This window comes from Stenotrophomonas sp. TWI1149, assembly GCF_039673155.1.
In the GTDB taxonomy this organism is placed as follows: Bacteria; Pseudomonadota; Gammaproteobacteria; order Xanthomonadales; family Xanthomonadaceae; genus Stenotrophomonas; species Stenotrophomonas maltophilia_AA.
Genome location: NZ_JBDJLB010000015.1, coordinates 105,064 through 121,435, shown reverse-complemented (window position 1 = coordinate 121,435; position 16,372 = coordinate 105,064). Strand labels below are relative to the sequence as shown.

The window sequence follows — 16,372 nt, the reverse complement described above, 5'->3', positions numbered from 1 at the left end:
AGTGTAAAAAGAAGCCCGCGGTCGAAAGACCGCGGGCTTTTCTACGTCTTCCTGCGAAGCAACCGCGACTCGATCAGCCGAAAAGGCCTGATTCCAGACAGAACGCGACCAGTTCCTGATCCGTCCGGGTGCCCAGCTTGCGCATGGCGCTGATCTTCTGCGTGCTGACTGTCTTGCTGCTGCGATTGAGCGCGCGCGCGATGTCACCAACGCTCTGGCCGCTGGCGAACAGCCGAATCACTTCGAACTCCCGGGGCGACAAGGTGGCGGCCGAGGTGGGCTCGCCAGCCTCAGGCACCATTTCTTCGCGAGGCAGTTCGGGGGAACGGTATATCCGCTGTGCCAGCAGGCTGGTCAGGGCCCCGTCGAGCTCATTGAGATTCCCGCTCTTGCGCACCACACCGCTGGCACCCGCGCGATACATTTCGGCAACGATGGAGGGGTTGGACACCATCGTGAGTATCAGAACGCGAGTGTCCGGGAAATTGCGGGTCAGGTAGGAAATGAGCTTGATCCCATCCCCCATCCGCTCGTCACCAGGCATGCTGTAGTCAGTGATGATGATGTCCGGCGCATGCTGCTGTGCAAGGTCCACCAGCCCGGCCGGGTCCTGTGCCTGACCGACAACCTGGAAGCGCGGGTCGCGATCAACAAGATCGGCGATGCCCGCCAGCACAATCGGGTGGTCGTCGGCAATGACGATCTTGGTCTTCAAGGCGGGGTCTCCGGATCGCGGGGGAAAGGTCAAGGTGGATCGGTCGGGTCGACGGATGTCGACTCGAGATGGGCCAGGGCGCATTCCAATCGGACAATGAATGCATCGATGCCAGGCACGCAGTCCTCCGCACTGGTCCCGTCATCGATTCTATCCTCGATACGCTTGCTCTCATCGGCCAACGGCTCTGCCGACACTATGACCAGCGCACCACGCAGGCGATGCAGCATGTGCTTGACGCCCTGCAGATCCCCGATCTCCTGTGATCTTGCCAGCGCGGCCATATCATCACGCATGGTTTCCAGGAAGAGCGTCCGCATCCGCGGAGCGACCAAGAGGACATCCGGGCTGGATCCGGTAACCGCCAAGGGGCTCAGATGCCGGTACAGATCGTCCAGCCGGATGGGCTTCACCAGACAATCGGCCATGCCCACGCTGCGGCAACGCGCGCGCTCAGTGGGGTCGGCATTTGCGGTGGCGCCGAATATCGGCGCCGTTATGCCGTGCCCGTGCAGCCGCTCTGCCAGTGCGTACCCATCGACATGCGGCATGTTCAGATCGGTGATGACCACATCGAAATGACGACGTGTCCAATAATCAAATGCCTCGGCGCCATCGCTGGCGACGACGGCATGGCACCCGAGACGCTCCAGCTGTTCACGCAGGATCATCTGGTTGATGGGGTTGTCCTCTGCGACCAGAACGCTCAGGTGGAGCGGCTGGAACGCCTTGGCCGACGGTTCCCCCTGCAGTGGCAGTGGGCGGCCGGTCGCGAGGAGCAGTGCATCGACCATCGCATCGAGCCGGTGCATGGACACCAGCCATACGCCGTTGACCTGTTGGGGATGATCGCCGCCGCCGGTGCGGGCGACCACGTGAGGGCCGTCCCATGCGCCGATCGGTCCATTCATGGGGACCTCCAGAAGAGGCGTGCCGGGGATCGTATCCATGCCCGGGTCCCGGTGAAGCCCCTGCGCGAGGAAACCGCGCTTGCGCAGACGGGCGCACAGGGTGTCAACCAGCTCGCCGGCCGGCGAGCGCACGTAAACGCGCTGCTCTGCGTCGGCGGAACGTCCGCTCGGGGAGGAATCCTCTGGCCGGTCCAGCTCGAGCTCGAAACTGAAACTGCTCCCAAGCCCCGTGTCACTGACCACTCTCAGTTGGCCGCCCATCAGGCCCACCAGTTGCGCGCTGATCGCCAACCCAAGGCCGGTGCCCCGCTGCGCATCGGCGCCCGGATTGGCCTGATAGAACGCTTCGAAGAGATGCGCTTGATGGTGTTCCTCGATCCCGATCCCGGTATCGGCCACCTGCCAGGCGAGCGTCGCCTTTCGCCCGCTCACGTCCCGTGCCTGAAGCCGGATGACCACGCGGCCGGCCTCGGTGAACTTGATGGCGTTGCTGACCAGGTTGTTCAGGACCTGACGTATCCTCGCGCCGTCGCCGTGGACGTGCTCAGGCACGTCGCCATCAATGCAGGCATACAGCTGCAGGTTCTTCCGCGTCGCGGACGCGGCATATGAGCGGAGTACCTCTTCGGTGAGTTCGGCCGGAGAGAACAGCACGGGCTCCAGGACCAGCTGTCCGGCTTCGGCCTTGGACACGTCCAGGATGTCGCCAATCAACTGCATCAACGTGGAGGACGAATGCTGGATGGTGCTCAGGTAGTCTCTCTGCTGACTGTCCAACGCGGTGAGCCCAAGCAGCTCCAGCGTGCCCAGAACGCCGTACAGGGGGGTGCGGATCTCATGGCTCATGGTCGCCAGGAACAGGCTCTTGGCGCGGTTCGCCTGATCGGCCTCCTGCCGAGCCTGTTGTAGAACCTGCTCGGCTTCATGCTGTGCAGTGAGATCGATGAACAGGCAAAGGGTGACAGGCTCGCCGCGATACCGGGCTTGGGTGGTATTGATCAGCAGGTGGCGTCCATCCGGTGTCCGGTAGGGAATCGTGCGGCTCTGCCCGGATTTCACCAACGTCAGTGCATCTTGACGCCACGTGCCATCCCAGCCGGGCGCGTCGTGTCGAGCACCCAGCCACTCGCGAGCCAGCGCATTCTCCAGAACCACGCTGCCATCACTGCTGCGAAGAAGACACAGCCCGATCGGAGCGGCCTCCAGGACGGTGCGGCTGAACGCCTCGCTCTCCTGCAGCCGTTCCTGATTCCTGCGCAGCGGCACCAGGACGGAGCGGCGGTAGCTGCGAAGCGCCACGATGCCACCGAGCGCAAGCAGGATGGCCGCAATCACGCCGCCGATCAGGGGCCAACGCTGGTGAAGCAGCACGCGCGCCCAGCCGACCTGATAGACCGCTTGCCAGCCTTCAGCGTCACGCATGCGATAGGTAATGCTCCCGGCGCTGTAGTGTCTGCTTTGCCCGCCGCCACCATCGACCTCCGGCCCGTAGAGCAGCCGCCCGTCGGGGGCCAGGATCGAAAGCCGGTCGTAAATAGGCTCTCCGAGCACCTGCTGGTGGTCATCGATGCGGGACACATCCAGCATGCAGGAGATCGCCGGGGTCCTGCCGTCGGCCCAAAGGACCGCATCCTGGGGGGAGCGCATGACGGACAGCAACCAACGGCTCCCGTCGGCCAGATCACGTCGGTGCCACCCCATGCCGCCGTTCTGCGGGTTTGTGATCAAGGCTTCCGCGTGAATGATGCCCATCATCCGGCGCAGGGTTGGATCCGCGGCGTTATCCGAACCGCTTATGGGGAGTGCATGCGGCACCAGCGCTGCCATCGTGCCGGTGCCATCGAGCAGGAGGCAACGGGGCGATGGATAGCGCGAATCGGACCAAAAGCTGCCATAGAACCCTGAGAAAGCTCTGCCCAACTCCGTTGCTGCGGGTGAAGGCGGGGATCCGGTGCTGCTTACGACGGAAAATGGAGAGAAGGCTGCGGGGTAAGGACTGGCGTCCAGAAAGCGTGGCGTGGCGCGCTTTGAATCCGCGGGATCCAGCTGATGGCCCTGCCAGCGCGCCATGAAGCGCTCTTGTTCGTGCAGCGCACCAGAAAGCCGCTTGAAGTGGAAATCCACCTTCTGCTGCTCTTCCCGAAGCAGCTGTAGCGAGCTGGAGAGAAGAAGACCGGCCTGAATGGTGGCCACGGCGATGGTGCCCACGAGCAGGCTGTGCAGCCACAGGGACCTGCGCGCAAGCAAGCGCACGGGAGTGGACTCGACCGGCATGCATATCTCGTCTGACGGGCGGAGCGGCCCTTGCGAAGGATAATCGATAGGAACCCGGGCGCGCACGGGACGGTGATGGTCCCCCCAGCGGTCTGGCCCCTGCAACCATTCACGGGCTCCCGTCAGGTGACCTGGTCACCCATCCCGACAAAGTTCAGGCCCAGCGCCACCAGTTCCTGGTCGCTCCTCGTACCGAGCTTGCGCTTCGCACTGGCCTTCTGCGCGCTGACGGTACAGCGGCTGCGATTGAATCTCGCCGCGATGTCACTCACGGTCTGGCCGTTGGAAAACAGCCTGACGACCTCCAGCTCCCGCGGCGACAGGCCGTGTCGAGGCGCTTGAGGGGGGGCAGTCGTTGCGCTGGAACGACCAGCGCTATTTGACCGATAAGTGCGCTGCATCCGTGCCGCTGTCAGTGCACTGAGAAGTTCAGCCGGATCCCCCGATTTGGTGATCACGCAGTGCGCTCCGACCCTGTACATCTCATCGATCATCCACGGGGTGGTGATCATTGTCAGAACCAGAATGGGGAGTGAGGGAAACGCCCTGTGCAGCCTGCCGATGAGCACGGAGCCATCGCAGGTGCGGGAATCGCCGGGCATCAGGTAGTCGGTGATCAGAATGTCAGGTTGTTGCGTATGGAGCGCTCTCATGAGTGCGGCGGAATCACTCACCTGTGCAACCACCCGGAATCGGGCGTCCTGCTCGATCAGTTCACGAACGCCCGCCAGTATGAACGGGTGATCGTCAGCAATCACAACGCGGGACGTCCCTCGGCCGTCCTGGCGTTTCATCGGCCGTCATTCCGCTGGGCGCGCGTCTCACCATTCAAAAGCTCTGCGAAGGCGTCTGCGGGGATCGCGGCGGAGATCAGATAGCCCTGCACCTGTGTGCAGCCGAGTGCACGGAGCGTGGACAGCTCTTCATCCGTCTCCACACCTTCGGCGACGATGTTGAGGCCGAGCTTCTGGCCAAGCGTGATCACGGTGCTCAAGGCGCTCCGCAGTGCAGAATCCCGCGTGCAGCCATGTACCAGAGACCGATCGATTTTCACCTCGGTGAATGGAGCGCTCACCAGGTTGTGCACGGAGCTCAGTCCCTGTCCAAAGTCATCCTGGGCCAACCCGAAGCCTTTCATGCGCAGGCGGCAGGCACCAGCGTAATAGTCGCTCACGTGCCGGGTGGTGCTGCTCTCCATCAGCTCGAAACAAAGATCAGCAGGCGAGCCGCCGTGCTCAATGGTCAGCTCCGCCAGTTCCTCCGGCAAGGTGCTTCTTTCCAGGAGATGGGGAGGCAAATTGACTGATACGGGAATTCGAAAGCCCCTCGCGCGCCACTGGGCCTGCGCGCGAACGCTCATCTTCACCATGTGCCGCAGTAGTGCCAGCTCGAGTGAGTTTTCCTGGATCAACGGTAGGAACTGACCGGGCGATATCAAGCCCTGTTCTGGGTGGCACCAGCGGACCAACGCCTCGGCCGCCACCACAAGGCCGGAGCCCAGCGATTTTTTCGGCTGGAACCACGCCGTGATCTCACCGCTCTTCATGGCCCGCCACAACGTGTCGCGGCTTGCCGCCAACGGGAGCTTGGCCTCCTTGCTGACGGCGGCGACGCGATGCGCGCCTTCCTGCTTCTGGCTCAACAACGCCATCACATCGGCAACATCGCCAGGGGATACGGGCTTTGGGAGCACCGCAAGCACGCTGAATCCCAAGGATTCGGCCATCAGACGGACGGAGAACATCATGCGTGTCGACGCCGAGCTGACCAATACCAGTGCCGGCTTCCGATCCTGGGCAGCCAGGCTCTGGATGAACTGAATGCCATCCACCCCGGGCATCATCATGTCGGTGACGACCAGGTCGTAGGGACGCCAGTGGCACATCGCCAGCGCATCGGCGCCATCGCCCGAGGTATCTGCGTGGGTTCTCGATGCGCTGTTGAAGAGCTGAGCCAGCATGCTGCGTTGGAAGGCCTGGTCTTCCAGGATCAGTACATGGCGGATGGTCATGCCGGTGCTCCGTGGGACAGTTGGGTCAGGGCGCGGCGCAAGGTACCGATGTCAACGGGCTTCGCCACGTAGCCGGCCATGCCACTGGCAAAGCAGCGTTCACGCTCTTCAGGGGTGGCGCTGGCTGTCGCGCCGATCACTGGGACAAGGATGTCGTGCTGACGCAGGCTTCTGGTCAACGCATGCCCGCTCATGCGCGGCATGTTGATGTCGGTCAACACGACGTCGAACGGTTGCGACCGGCACAGCTCCAAAGCATGCTGGCCGTCGGTTGCTGTCAGGACGCTGCAGCCGAGTGTTTCCAGCTGCTCCTTCATGATGATGCGATTGATCGGATTGTCCTCGGCGACCAGCACCCGCAGATCCAGCGCGTCGGGTCGGGATACCGCTGCCATCGGGACAGGGGCGTCGCTCTGTTGCAGCCGCGCCAACGCGTTTGCAATGGCGCGGATGCTGAACATCGTGACGGTGAGGTGGCGGGGGTTCTCCGGATCAACGACGGGCGTATCGCCTGCATCAGGCAGTGCGGTGACGCGGGGACCCCGCCAGCTGACGGGGGGAGAGCCGCGTGGGTCGCTGTCGAGCAGAATGGCGTCCTGGTCCGGCGCGAGCGGCATCCCCGGTTCATAGCGACGCACGGTGGCACCCCACCGCTGCAGCCATTCGCTCCCACTATCTGCCAATTCGGAAACAGAGCATCGGACATAGATCAGCGGTTGCGCCAGCAACTTGGGCGCACTGTCCTCGGGCGTGGCCCGCGGATCGGCCTTCAGCGGCAGCACCATCGTGAAACTGCTGCCCAGCCCGGGCTCGCTGACCAGACGGATGTCGCCGTTCATCAGCCGCACCAGTCGGTCGCTGATGGACAATCCCAGCCCGGCACCTTCCAAGCGGTGGTGTGTGCCGATCTGACGGAAGGGTTCGAACAGACGCGCATGCTCGTCTTGCGCGATGCCTACGCCAGTATCGGTGACCTGCCAGCTTACGGTCACCATATCCGTCTCACGGGCGACCAGCCGGACGCGCAGGCAGATGTTCCCGCTGTCAGTGAACTTGATCGCGTTGCTCAACAGATTTCCCAGAATCTGCCGAATCCGACCGGCGTCGCCCAGGACCTCGTCCGGCAGCTCGGGGTCGGTGCATACCATGATCCGTATTCCCTTCCTTTCAGCGGCTGCCGCATACGCACGAAGGGTCGACTCCGCCAGATCCAAGGGGGAGAACGGTGCCACGACCAAGGTGAGCTGACCCGATTCAATCTTGGTCACATCGAGAATCTCGCTGATCAGCTGAAGCAGGGCCGAAGAGGATTGCTCGATGGTTGCAAGGTACTGGCTCTGTCGAGCGTCCAGTGACGTATGCGCCAACAGCTCCAGCGTGCCGAGCAAGCCATACAGAGGGGTCCGGATCTCGTGGCTCATCGTGGCAAGAAAGGCAGTCTTGGCTTGACTGGCGGCGTCAGCCGCCTGCTTTGCCGCGGACAAGGCCGCCTGGATCTGACGATGTCGGCTCACGTCGTTGAAAACGCACAGCAGGACATCTTCGCCGTGATAGCGGGTCCGAGCGGCCAGCACCTGGAGTTGTCGGCCATCGCTGGTGGTGTAGTCCGCGCTGCGACGTTCGCCCAACGGATCCGCATTGCCGGTTCGCAGATTGCCCAGCCAGTCGCCTGCTGCGGCATCGTTGCCAAGCCAGTCACGTGCAAGCTGGTTCTCCACCATCGGGGTGCCATCGTGGCCGCGCAGCACGCAAACTCCGACCGGCGCCATCTCGATCACCGTGCTGCCGAAATCGAAGCTCTCCAGGAGTTGTCGATGCTGTAGCAGCGCCGGTTGGATCAACTGGCGGTCGATGCGTCGGGTCAGCGCACGCAGCGCAACCACGCCAGCCAGGGACATCAGCAGCGAAATGCCCAGATGGGGCGCGATATCAACCAGCAGCAGGCTCAGGGGCGCGTGGTACACCAGCCGCCAGCCGTCCTCGCCAATGCCCTTGACCAGTGCCAGGCCCTCGGGACGAGCGCCGTCCCAGATCCATCCGAACTCGTCCTGCGCATGCCGACGCATCCAGTTTGCGGAAGGGGAGCGCTCCCCTTGCGTCAGGACTGCCTCCCCGTGCTTGTCCAGCAAAGCAAAGTCGCCAATGCCGTTGCCATTCAGGGTCTTGATCATGGCGTCCGAGTCAATCGCCAATCCCAGCCAGTGGGAAGCGTCTGGTTCCGCGCCGCCGATCGCCCGATAAAGATAAATAGGCGAACCCGTCTGTGTTGGTGCAACCCAGCGCACCCGGCTATCGCCAGGTCGTTCACCATCCGGCGCCAGCGGGCTTCCCACGGTGTGTTGTCGAGAGATGAAACTGGCGCTCGGCTCCTCGTGAGCAGCCGAGCGAACGGCCACTGAGGTGCCGTCAATGTGCACCAAGCGCACGCCAAAATCGGCCAAGGTCTCTTCAGCCCGTGCCGACAGGAGCAGAGTCAATTCCTGTCCGTCGCCCGCCGTACCCAATCGGAGTCGACGAACGTTCCGGTCATCGTCACGCGTCGAGGCGCGCGCCTTCCGGCTGGAGGTGTGGACGTTGACGACCGAGTCGACCAGATAGTTCAGGAGGGCTTCGCGCTGGTCCACATAAAGCTGCGCTCGATACGCAGCAGCGTTCATCCCGCGCCTGTGTACGGAGACGTCATCGCCCAGCTGAACGAGGACGTAGAAGATCCCGGTACCGACCAGGCACACCAGGATGCACGCCGACAGCCACCGCAGCAGCACGGTGGCTGCGACGGCAGGAGCGTCAATCGCGGGGTGCTGTGGAAGGAGGCGATGCATGAAAGCATGCTATGGAGACGCATCAAGCCACTCCATCAGCCAATCCTTAAAGGCCGTCTCCTCACGCGGAGGTCGGCATGTCCGTTCAGCTCCGGCCAGACGGGGGCTGGAACTGCCAGTAAGGGTGTTTCCTGTAGCGTTGACCGGTTCTAGAATTGAATTTGATTCGGAGTCCAGCGTGTCCTAGAACATCTACGACAATCAGGCCTTTTTTGATGACTATGCCCGACTGCCGCGCTCGCAGTTCGGTCTGGAGGCCGCTCCCGAGTGGCCGGCCATCCAGGCTATGCTCCCTGTGTTGACGGGAAAACGGGTTCTGGACCTTGGCTGTGGATACGGTTGGTTCTGCCGCAGGGCACGAGCCGCCGGAGCTGCCAAGGTGCTCGGTATCGACTTGTCCGAAAAAATGCTCGCACGAGCTCGAGAGCTCACCGACGACATCGACATCAGCTACCAGCGTGGCGATCTGGAGCAGCTCGTACTGCCGAGCCAGGCGTTCGACGTGGTCTACAGCCAACTGACGCTGCACTACCTTCCGGACATCGGCCCGCTGTTTGCTTCCACCCATCAGGCACTGCCGCCTGGCGGTTGGTTTGTCTTCACGGTGGAGCACCCGATCTATACGTGCTCACCACGTCAGGCTTGGCTCACCGATGAAGAAGGTCAGCGTTCTTGGGCGGTCAATAGTTACCAGAACGAAGGCCAGCGCGTCAGCAACTGGCTGGCTGACGGGGTGGTGAAGTACCACCGGACATTGAGCACGACATTGAACGCGTTGATTGCCGCCGGCTTTGCTATCCGCCACGTAAATGAGTGGGGGCCGACTGCGGAGCAGATTGACGCTAACCCAGCGCTTGCGGAAGAGGCGGAGCGTCCGATGATGGTCCTGTTTTCCGCACAGCGATTGTAGCCATGGTTTCACGAGGGAGGGCGGGTTGATAGTCGCCACGCCGTCAGCGGACGGCGGCGATCAGCGTTCGCCGTCGCGCAGGTAATCGAACAGCTCGGCGTCGCCCTTCAGGCCGAGCTTCAACATCGCATCGCCTTTCTGGCGGCTGATGGTGCTCACGCTCTTGTGCAGATGGAGGGCGATCTCCTTGACCGTCATGCCGCTGCCGAGCAGGCGCAGCACTTCCACCTCGCGCGGCGACAGCGGCTTGGCTTCGCCTTCTTCGACACTGTTCGTGCCGATCGCGTCAATGCGCTCTTTCAGCGTCTGGCTGACGTAGGGCATGCCACGCTGCACGGTCTGGATCGCGGTGGGCAGTTCGTCCATCGAGGAGGTCTTGTCGACCAGGCCCAGCACACCGGTAGCGACCACCATGCGCAGGATCGCCAGGTTGTTGGACACGCTGAGCATCAGCACCGGCAACGTGGGAAAGCGCCGGCGGATCATCGCGATCATCGCGAAGCCATCCGCCTGCTGGCCGCCGGGCATCGCGTAATCGGTGACCAGGACATCGCACGGGTGTTCGGACAGCGCGGTCATCAGCTCGGCCACGGTACTGGCTTCGGCCACCACCTGGCCAACGCCACTGGACTCGATCACGGCCTTCGTGCCGATCCTTACGACCGGATGGTCATCGGCAATGATAATGCGCAGGGTCATGGACTAGTATTGCCTGTAAGGCAGCCGTCGGGCCGTGCCGGGATGGGGATATCATTCTACGGAGATCAGGCAGCATGCGTACCCACGTCGTTCGCTGGCTGGTGCTGGTCCTGCTCGCGATGGCCTGGGCCGTATCGGCCTCCGCCGCCAACCCTCCCGCCTTGTCGCCCCGGCAGAGCGAGTGGCTTGGCAGGCACCCTACCATCATCCTTGGCATGTACGACAGCGGCTGGCCGCCGTTCGAATCCCTGCGCGATGGCAAACCCGTGGGTCTGGGTTACGACTATCTGAGCCTGCTCGCGCAGCAGCTGGGCGTGCAGGTGAAGGTGCGGATGTACCGCGACTGGACCGACGTGCTCGACGCGGCGTGCCGCGGCGAGGTCGACGTGGTGATGAACATCACCCTCACCGCCGACCGCACCCGCTGCATGGTCTACACGCGACCCTATGCCGATGCCCCGCTGGCCCTGGTCGGTCGCCCCGGCGATACGCGGGCATCGGCCGATCCCGATCTGCGCGGCCTGCGCGTGGTGACCGAACGCGGGTTCGTGACCAGCGAAGACGTCCGCGCGCGCTTTCCCGCCGCCCGCCGCGTGGTGGCCGACGACACCACCGCCGCGCTCGCGATGGTGGGAAAAGGCGAGGCCGACGTCTACATCGGCAATGCCTACGTCGCCACTGCGCTGATCGCCGAGCGGCGGCTGACCGATGTGGCGCTGCTGCGCCCCAGTGACCTGCCACCGGAACGCCTGCACTTCGGTGTGCCCAACGCCAAGCAGCCGTTGGCCGAGGCGCTGGACATGGGACTGGCCGCTCTGGCCGAGCCCGAGCGCGAACGGCTGCGGCGGCGCTGGCTGCAGGCACCGGTGTGGTCGGTGCAGTCGCAGTTGATCCTGGGCAACGCCGAGAAGCGCGTGCTGGCGACGCCACTGCGGCTCGCCTTCGCACCGAATGCGGCGCCGCTGGCCTTCATCGACAGCGCCGACCAACCCAGCGGTGTGTCGGCCGAGTACCTGCGGCTGCTGCGCAACGTCGGTGCGCGGCTCACCCGTGTCCCTGCCCACGACTGGTTCGACGTGCGCGAACAACTGCGGCGCGGCGACGTCGACGCGATCATGGGCATCCCCAACGATTCCATCTACCTGGGCGACGACTGGGTGTTCAGCCAGCCCTTCATCACCGTCCCCAACGTGGTGGTCACCGCCACGGGCAGTGCCCCGGTGCTGGGCGTGCGCGACCTGGACGGGCGCAGCATCCTGCTGACCGATCCGGACCGCCTGCGCGGCTACGTCCTGCAGCAGGCGCCCAACGCCCGCATCGTGCCTGCGCGCAGTGCCGAACTGGCGCTGGCACGCTTGGCCCATGGCGACGCCGATGCGTACATCGGCAACCTGGCGATCGTCGACCGGATCGTGCGCGAGCACTATCCCGCACAGCTGCACGTGGCCGCGCCGGCCGGCTTCAGCGACCGGCTGTCGCTGGCGGTCAAGCGCCAGTACGCACCGCTGGCCACGACCTTCGACCGGGTGCTGGTCAACATGAGCGCCCGCGAGCACGAGGCGATCCGCAGCGACTGGCTCACGGCCGAGTACCGCAGCGATCTGGACTGGCGCGCGATCGCGCGCTGGGCGGTGCCGCTGGCGCTGGTGCTGCTGACCGGACTGCTGGTGCATGGCTGGGGCCATTGGCGCCTGCGCGGGGAAGTGGCGATGCGCAGGCGGGTCGAACAGCGGCTGGCGGAGGTCACCGACAACCTGCCGGCGATCGTCTACCAGGGACGTCGCGAGCGCGACGGCCGAGTGTCCCTGCCCTATATCGCCGGTGACACCGAAGCGCTGTTCGGGGTCACCGCCGCCGAAGCGATGGCCGATGAAAGCGTGCTGATGGACCGCATCGACGAGCGCGACCGCGCCGGTGTCCGCCAGGCCATGGAACGCGCCGCCCGCGACTTCGCCCCGTTGGACATGGAATTCCGCACCTCCCCACGCGGCACGCTGCGCTGGGTGCGTTCGCGCGCGCTGCCCTACGACGCCGAGGATGGCGCACTGCTGTGGAGCGGCTACTGGGTGGATGTCACCGAGGCGCGCGCGCAGGCCGATGCGCTGGCGTTGGCCAAGGCGGCCGCCGAGCGCGCCACGGCCGCGAAATCCGAGTTCCTGGCCACGATGAGCCATGAGATACGCACGCCGATGTCGGGCGTGCTGGGCATGATGGAGGTGCTCTCGCATACCTCGCTGGACGGGGAGCAGCGCCGCATCATCGGCGTGATCGAAGACTCGGCGCAGATGCTGCGGCAGATTATCGATGACCTGCTGGACTATTCCAGGATCGAGGCCGGTGCGCTGTCGCTGCAGCCGCACCCGGTCGCGCTGCGTGCGCTGCTCGGCAATGTGCAGCAGCTGCTCGCTCCGCAGGCGGTGGCCAAGGGACTGGACCTGCAGATCCAGATCGACGATGACGTGGCGGCCATGCATCTGGTCGACGGCCTGCGTCTGCGCCAGATCGCCTTCAACCTGCTCAGCAACGCCATCAAGTTCACCCACGCAGGAGAGGTCGGCATCGCGCTGGGGGTGCTCGATACCGATGCCGAGGGCGCGCAGCGGCTGCGCCTGACCGTGCGCGATACCGGCATCGGCATTTCGCCCGAGCAGCGCGAGCGCCTGTTCGCGCCCTTCGCGCAGGCCGACGCGGCGACCAGCCGCCAGTACGGCGGCACCGGCCTGGGCCTGAGCATCTGCCAGCGGCTGGTGGCGCTGATGCACGGCACGCTGATGTTGCACAGTGCACCGGGTGAAGGCACCTGCGTGGAGGTGCAGCTGACCCTGCCCACCGTGCCGATCGACGAGCAGCCTGGCGCCGCCGAAGAACAGGCGCAGGTGCTGCCGCTGTCGGCCGCGCTGCTGCAGCGGCGGATACTGATCGTCGAGGACCATCCCACCAACCAGGCGGTGATGGGCTGGCGCATGCAGCAGCTTGGCCTGCCACACCTCCTGGCCGAAAATGGCGAACAGGCGCTGGCGCTGCTCGCGCGCACCCGCTTCGACCTGGTCCTCACCGATTGCCGGATGCCGGTCATGGACGGGTATGCCATGACCCGGCGGATCCGTGACCAGGAGCGTGACCGCGGCAGCGCCCGGATGCCGGTGATCGCACTGACCGCCAGCACGATGGGGAACGACCTGCAACGCTGCCGCGAGGCCGGCATCGATGACCTGCTGATCAAGCCGGTGGCGTTGGCCACGTTGCGTCAGACACTGCTGCACTGGTTGCCGGAGGTACCGCCGACCCTGTCAGCCGCACCGGATGCATCGGGCGTCACCGACGCGCCGCCCGACCGCGCCGCCCTGGTGCGCCGGTTTGGATCGGCGCATGTGGCGGACGTGTTGATCGAGGGCCTGTGCACGACGTCCGCCGCCGATCTGCTGCGGCTGCAGGCGGCCCTGCATGAGCGGGCGGGGCCCGCGCTGGTGGAGGTGCTGCACCGGATCGTGGGTGGCCTGGCAACGTTGGGTGCGGGCGCGCTGGCGGTCCAGGCACGGGGCCTGATGGACCGCGTGGACGAAGATGGCGTGGCGGCGCACGCCGAGGCGATCAGTGCGTTCGATGCGGCGCTGCGCGATTATCTTGTGCGGCTGCAGGCGTCCTGAGCGCCGCCCGGGCGATCAGCGCTGCTGCTGCAGGTATTCGATCACCTGGCGCCGACGCTCCGGGTCGACGGTGGCGTTGACCATGCGGGTACCCGGCACCACCTGCGCAGGCGAGCGCAGGAAGGCGTCCAGGGTCTGTTCGTTCCAGGTGAGCCCGGCCTCGCGCATCGCGTTGGAGTAGGGGTAGCCGGCGACACTGCCGGCACGGCGGCCCATCACGCCATGCAGGTTCGGGCCGAAGCGGTGCACGCCACCGGCGCTGACCGTGTGGCAGCCGGCGCAGATCGCGAACGCGCGCTGCAGATCCTGCTGGTGGATCTGTTCCGGCGTCTGCGGGGTACGCGCGCACGCGGTCAGCACGAGGCAGACCAGCAGCGGCAGGGTGGATCGGAACGCAGGGGGCATGGCGCAGCGCAGATGTCCGGCAGGACGATCAGGATAGCCAGTGCGGCGGCAACTGCCGCGCCCGACGGCCTGCGACCGGTGGTCGCAGGCCATGCCGGTCACATGCCCGAGTAGTTCGGGCCGCCGCCGCCCTGCGGCGTGACCCACACGATGTTCTGGGTCGGGTCCTTGATGTCGCAGGTCTTGCAGTGCACGCAGTTCTGCGCGTTGATCTGCAGCTGCTCATGCCCTTCGGTGCCGACGAACTCGTACACACCGGCCGGGCAGTAGCGTGCTTCCGGCCCGGCGTACTCGGCCAGGTTGATGCGCACCGGCACGCTGGCGTCCTTGAGCGTGAGGTGGCCGGGCTGGTCTTCGGCGTGGTTGGTGCTGCTCAGGAACACCGAACTGAGCCGGTCGAAGGTGAGCACGCCATCCGGCTTGGGATAGGTGATCTTCGCGTGCTTCGACGCCGGTTCCAGGCAGGCGTGGTCCGGCGTGCTGTGGCGCAGCGTCCACGGCGGGTTGCGGATGCCGAGCTTGGGCAGCAGCCACTGTTCGACACCGGTCATCAGTGCGGCCACGGTCTGGCCCTTCTTGAACCACTGCTTGAAGTTCTTGGACTGCAGCAGTTCGGCATGCAGCCAGCTGGCCTCGAACGCCTGCGGGTACGCGCTCAGCTCATCGTGCTGGCGATCGGCGACCAGCGCATCGAAGGCGGCATCCGCGGCGAGCATGCCGGTCTTGAGCGCGGCATGGCTGCCCTTGATCCGGCTGACGTTGAGGTAGCCGGCCTCGCAGCCGACCAGCGCGCCACCCGGGAACACGGTCTTGGGCAGCGACATCAAACCGCCGGCGGTGATCGCGCGCGCGCCGTAGCCGATGCGCTTGCCCCCTTCCAGGTGCTTGCGGATGTCCGGGTGGGTCTTGAAGCGCTGGAACTCTTCGAACGGGCTCAGCCACGGGTTCTTGTAGTCCAGGCCGACCACATAGCCGATCGAGACCTTGCCGCCTTCGGCGTGGTACAGGAACGCGCCACCGTAGGTGTCATTGTCCAGCGGCCAGCCGGCGGCATGCACCACCAGGCCCGGTTCGTGCTTGGCCGGATCGATCTGCCACAGTTCCTTGATGCCGATGCCGTAGGCCTGCGGATCCTTGCCGGCATCGAGCTGGAAGCGCGCGATCAGCTGGCGGCCGAGATGGCCGCGCGAGCCTTCGGCGAAGACCGTGTACTTGGCGTGCAGCGCCATGCCGCGCTCGAACGCGGGGCCGGGCTGGCCGTTCTTCTCGATGCCCATGTCGCCGGTGGCCACGCCGATCACGGCGCCGTCGTCGCTGTACAGCACTTCCGCCGCCGGGAAGCCGGGGAAGATCGCCACGTCCAGCGCCTCGGCCTGCTGCGCCAACCAGCGGGTGACTTCGCCCAGGCTGACGATGTAGTTGCCCTCGTTGTGGAAGCACTCCGGCAGCAGCGCGTTGGGCGTGCTGCGCGAGCCCGTCTCATTGAGGAACAGGAATTCGTCGCGGGTGACTTTCTGCTTCAGCGGCGCGCCGCGCTCGGCCCAGTCCGGGAACAGTTCGGTCAGCGCGCGCGGGTCCATCACCGCACCGGACAGGATGTGCGCGCCCGGTTCGGAGCCCTTTTCCAGGATGCACACCGACAGCTCGCGGCCGGCCTCGATCGCGCGCTGGCGCAGCCGGATCGCGGTGGCCAGGCCGGCAGGGCCACCACCCACGATCACCACATCGAATTCCATCACTTCACGCGGGGGCAGGACGTTGATTTCTTCGCTCATGGGGCTGCGTAACTCTTGGGTAGTGCCGCGGTTGAACGGGCGGCGGTTGCCTGGGAATCGCGCGTGTCACACCACGGCGAAACGTTGGATCAGTGCGCCAGAGTACCGGCCCGGCGCATTTAAGCCTAGATCGCCGACGATGACAGCGGTGTCGCCGCGTGTTCGGTGCGCGGATGCTGCGGTGCAGCACGTCGCGCGCGTGC

Annotated in this window: 10 protein-coding genes; 2 read left to right on the top strand and 8 right to left on the bottom strand. The window is 65.2% G+C overall.

Annotated elements, in window-relative coordinates:
• Positions 1-73 precede the first annotated feature (73 nt).
• The 5 genes from ABE424_RS16760 to ABE424_RS16740 all read right to left on the bottom strand — a co-directional run bounded on the left by ABE424_RS16760 (position 74) and on the right by ABE424_RS16740 (position 8,733).
• A complete protein-coding gene (locus ABE424_RS16760) occupies positions 74-715 on the bottom strand; it encodes a response regulator transcription factor (RefSeq protein WP_346478507.1) in 642 nt (213 codons plus the stop codon).
• A 29-nt stretch (positions 716-744) separates the two neighbouring features.
• The gene (locus ABE424_RS16755) at positions 745-3,900 is read right to left on the bottom strand and encodes an ATP-binding protein (RefSeq protein ID WP_346491770.1); all 3,156 of its coding nucleotides are present in this window, start codon (positions 3,898-3,900) and stop codon (positions 745-747) included.
• 122 nt (positions 3,901-4,022) lie between these two features.
• A complete protein-coding gene (locus ABE424_RS16750) occupies positions 4,023-4,694 on the bottom strand; it encodes a response regulator transcription factor (RefSeq protein WP_346491769.1) in 672 nt (223 codons plus the stop codon).
• The gene (locus ABE424_RS16745) at positions 4,691-5,911 is read right to left on the bottom strand and encodes an EAL domain-containing response regulator (RefSeq protein WP_346491768.1); all 1,221 of its coding nucleotides are present in this window, start codon (positions 5,909-5,911) and stop codon (positions 4,691-4,693) included. Before ABE424_RS16745 ends, ABE424_RS16750 begins: the two co-directional genes overlap by 4 nt.
• The gene (locus ABE424_RS16740; RefSeq protein WP_346491767.1) at positions 5,908-8,733 is read right to left on the bottom strand and encodes a response regulator; all 2,826 of its coding nucleotides are present in this window, start codon (positions 8,731-8,733) and stop codon (positions 5,908-5,910) included. The genes ABE424_RS16745 and ABE424_RS16740 overlap by 4 nt, the downstream gene beginning before the upstream one ends.
• Before the next feature lie 190 nt (positions 8,734-8,923).
• Here ABE424_RS16740 and ABE424_RS16735 point away from each other — a divergent pair, with 190 nt between their 5' ends.
• Entirely contained in the window at positions 8,924-9,643 is a 720-nt protein-coding gene (locus ABE424_RS16735) for a class I SAM-dependent methyltransferase (RefSeq protein WP_346491775.1), read from the top strand.
• A gap of 60 nt (positions 9,644-9,703) precedes the next feature.
• Here the strand turns inward: ABE424_RS16735 and ABE424_RS16730 are convergent, their stop codons facing one another.
• Positions 9,704-10,342, bottom strand: a complete 639-nt coding sequence (locus ABE424_RS16730; RefSeq protein ID WP_346491766.1) for a response regulator transcription factor — start codon at positions 10,340-10,342, stop codon at positions 9,704-9,706.
• Between the two features lie 74 nt (positions 10,343-10,416).
• Here ABE424_RS16730 and ABE424_RS16725 point away from each other — a divergent pair, with 74 nt between their 5' ends.
• Positions 10,417-13,989 carry a transporter substrate-binding domain-containing protein gene (locus ABE424_RS16725; RefSeq protein ID WP_346491765.1) on the top strand — a complete coding sequence of 1,191 codons (3,573 nt, stop codon included), beginning with the start codon at positions 10,417-10,419 and terminating at the stop codon, positions 13,987-13,989.
• 15 nt (positions 13,990-14,004) lie between these two features.
• Here ABE424_RS16725 and ABE424_RS16720 read toward each other — a convergent pair whose 3' ends face one another.
• Positions 14,005-14,394: a c-type cytochrome gene (locus tag ABE424_RS16720; RefSeq protein ID WP_346491764.1), complete on the bottom strand. Its 390-nt coding sequence runs from the start codon at positions 14,392-14,394 to the stop codon at positions 14,005-14,007.
• A 98-nt stretch (positions 14,395-14,492) separates the two neighbouring features.
• Positions 14,493-16,169, bottom strand: a complete 1,677-nt coding sequence (locus ABE424_RS16715; RefSeq protein WP_346491763.1) for an electron transfer flavoprotein-ubiquinone oxidoreductase — start codon at positions 16,167-16,169, stop codon at positions 14,493-14,495.
• Positions 16,170-16,372 lie beyond the last annotated feature (203 nt).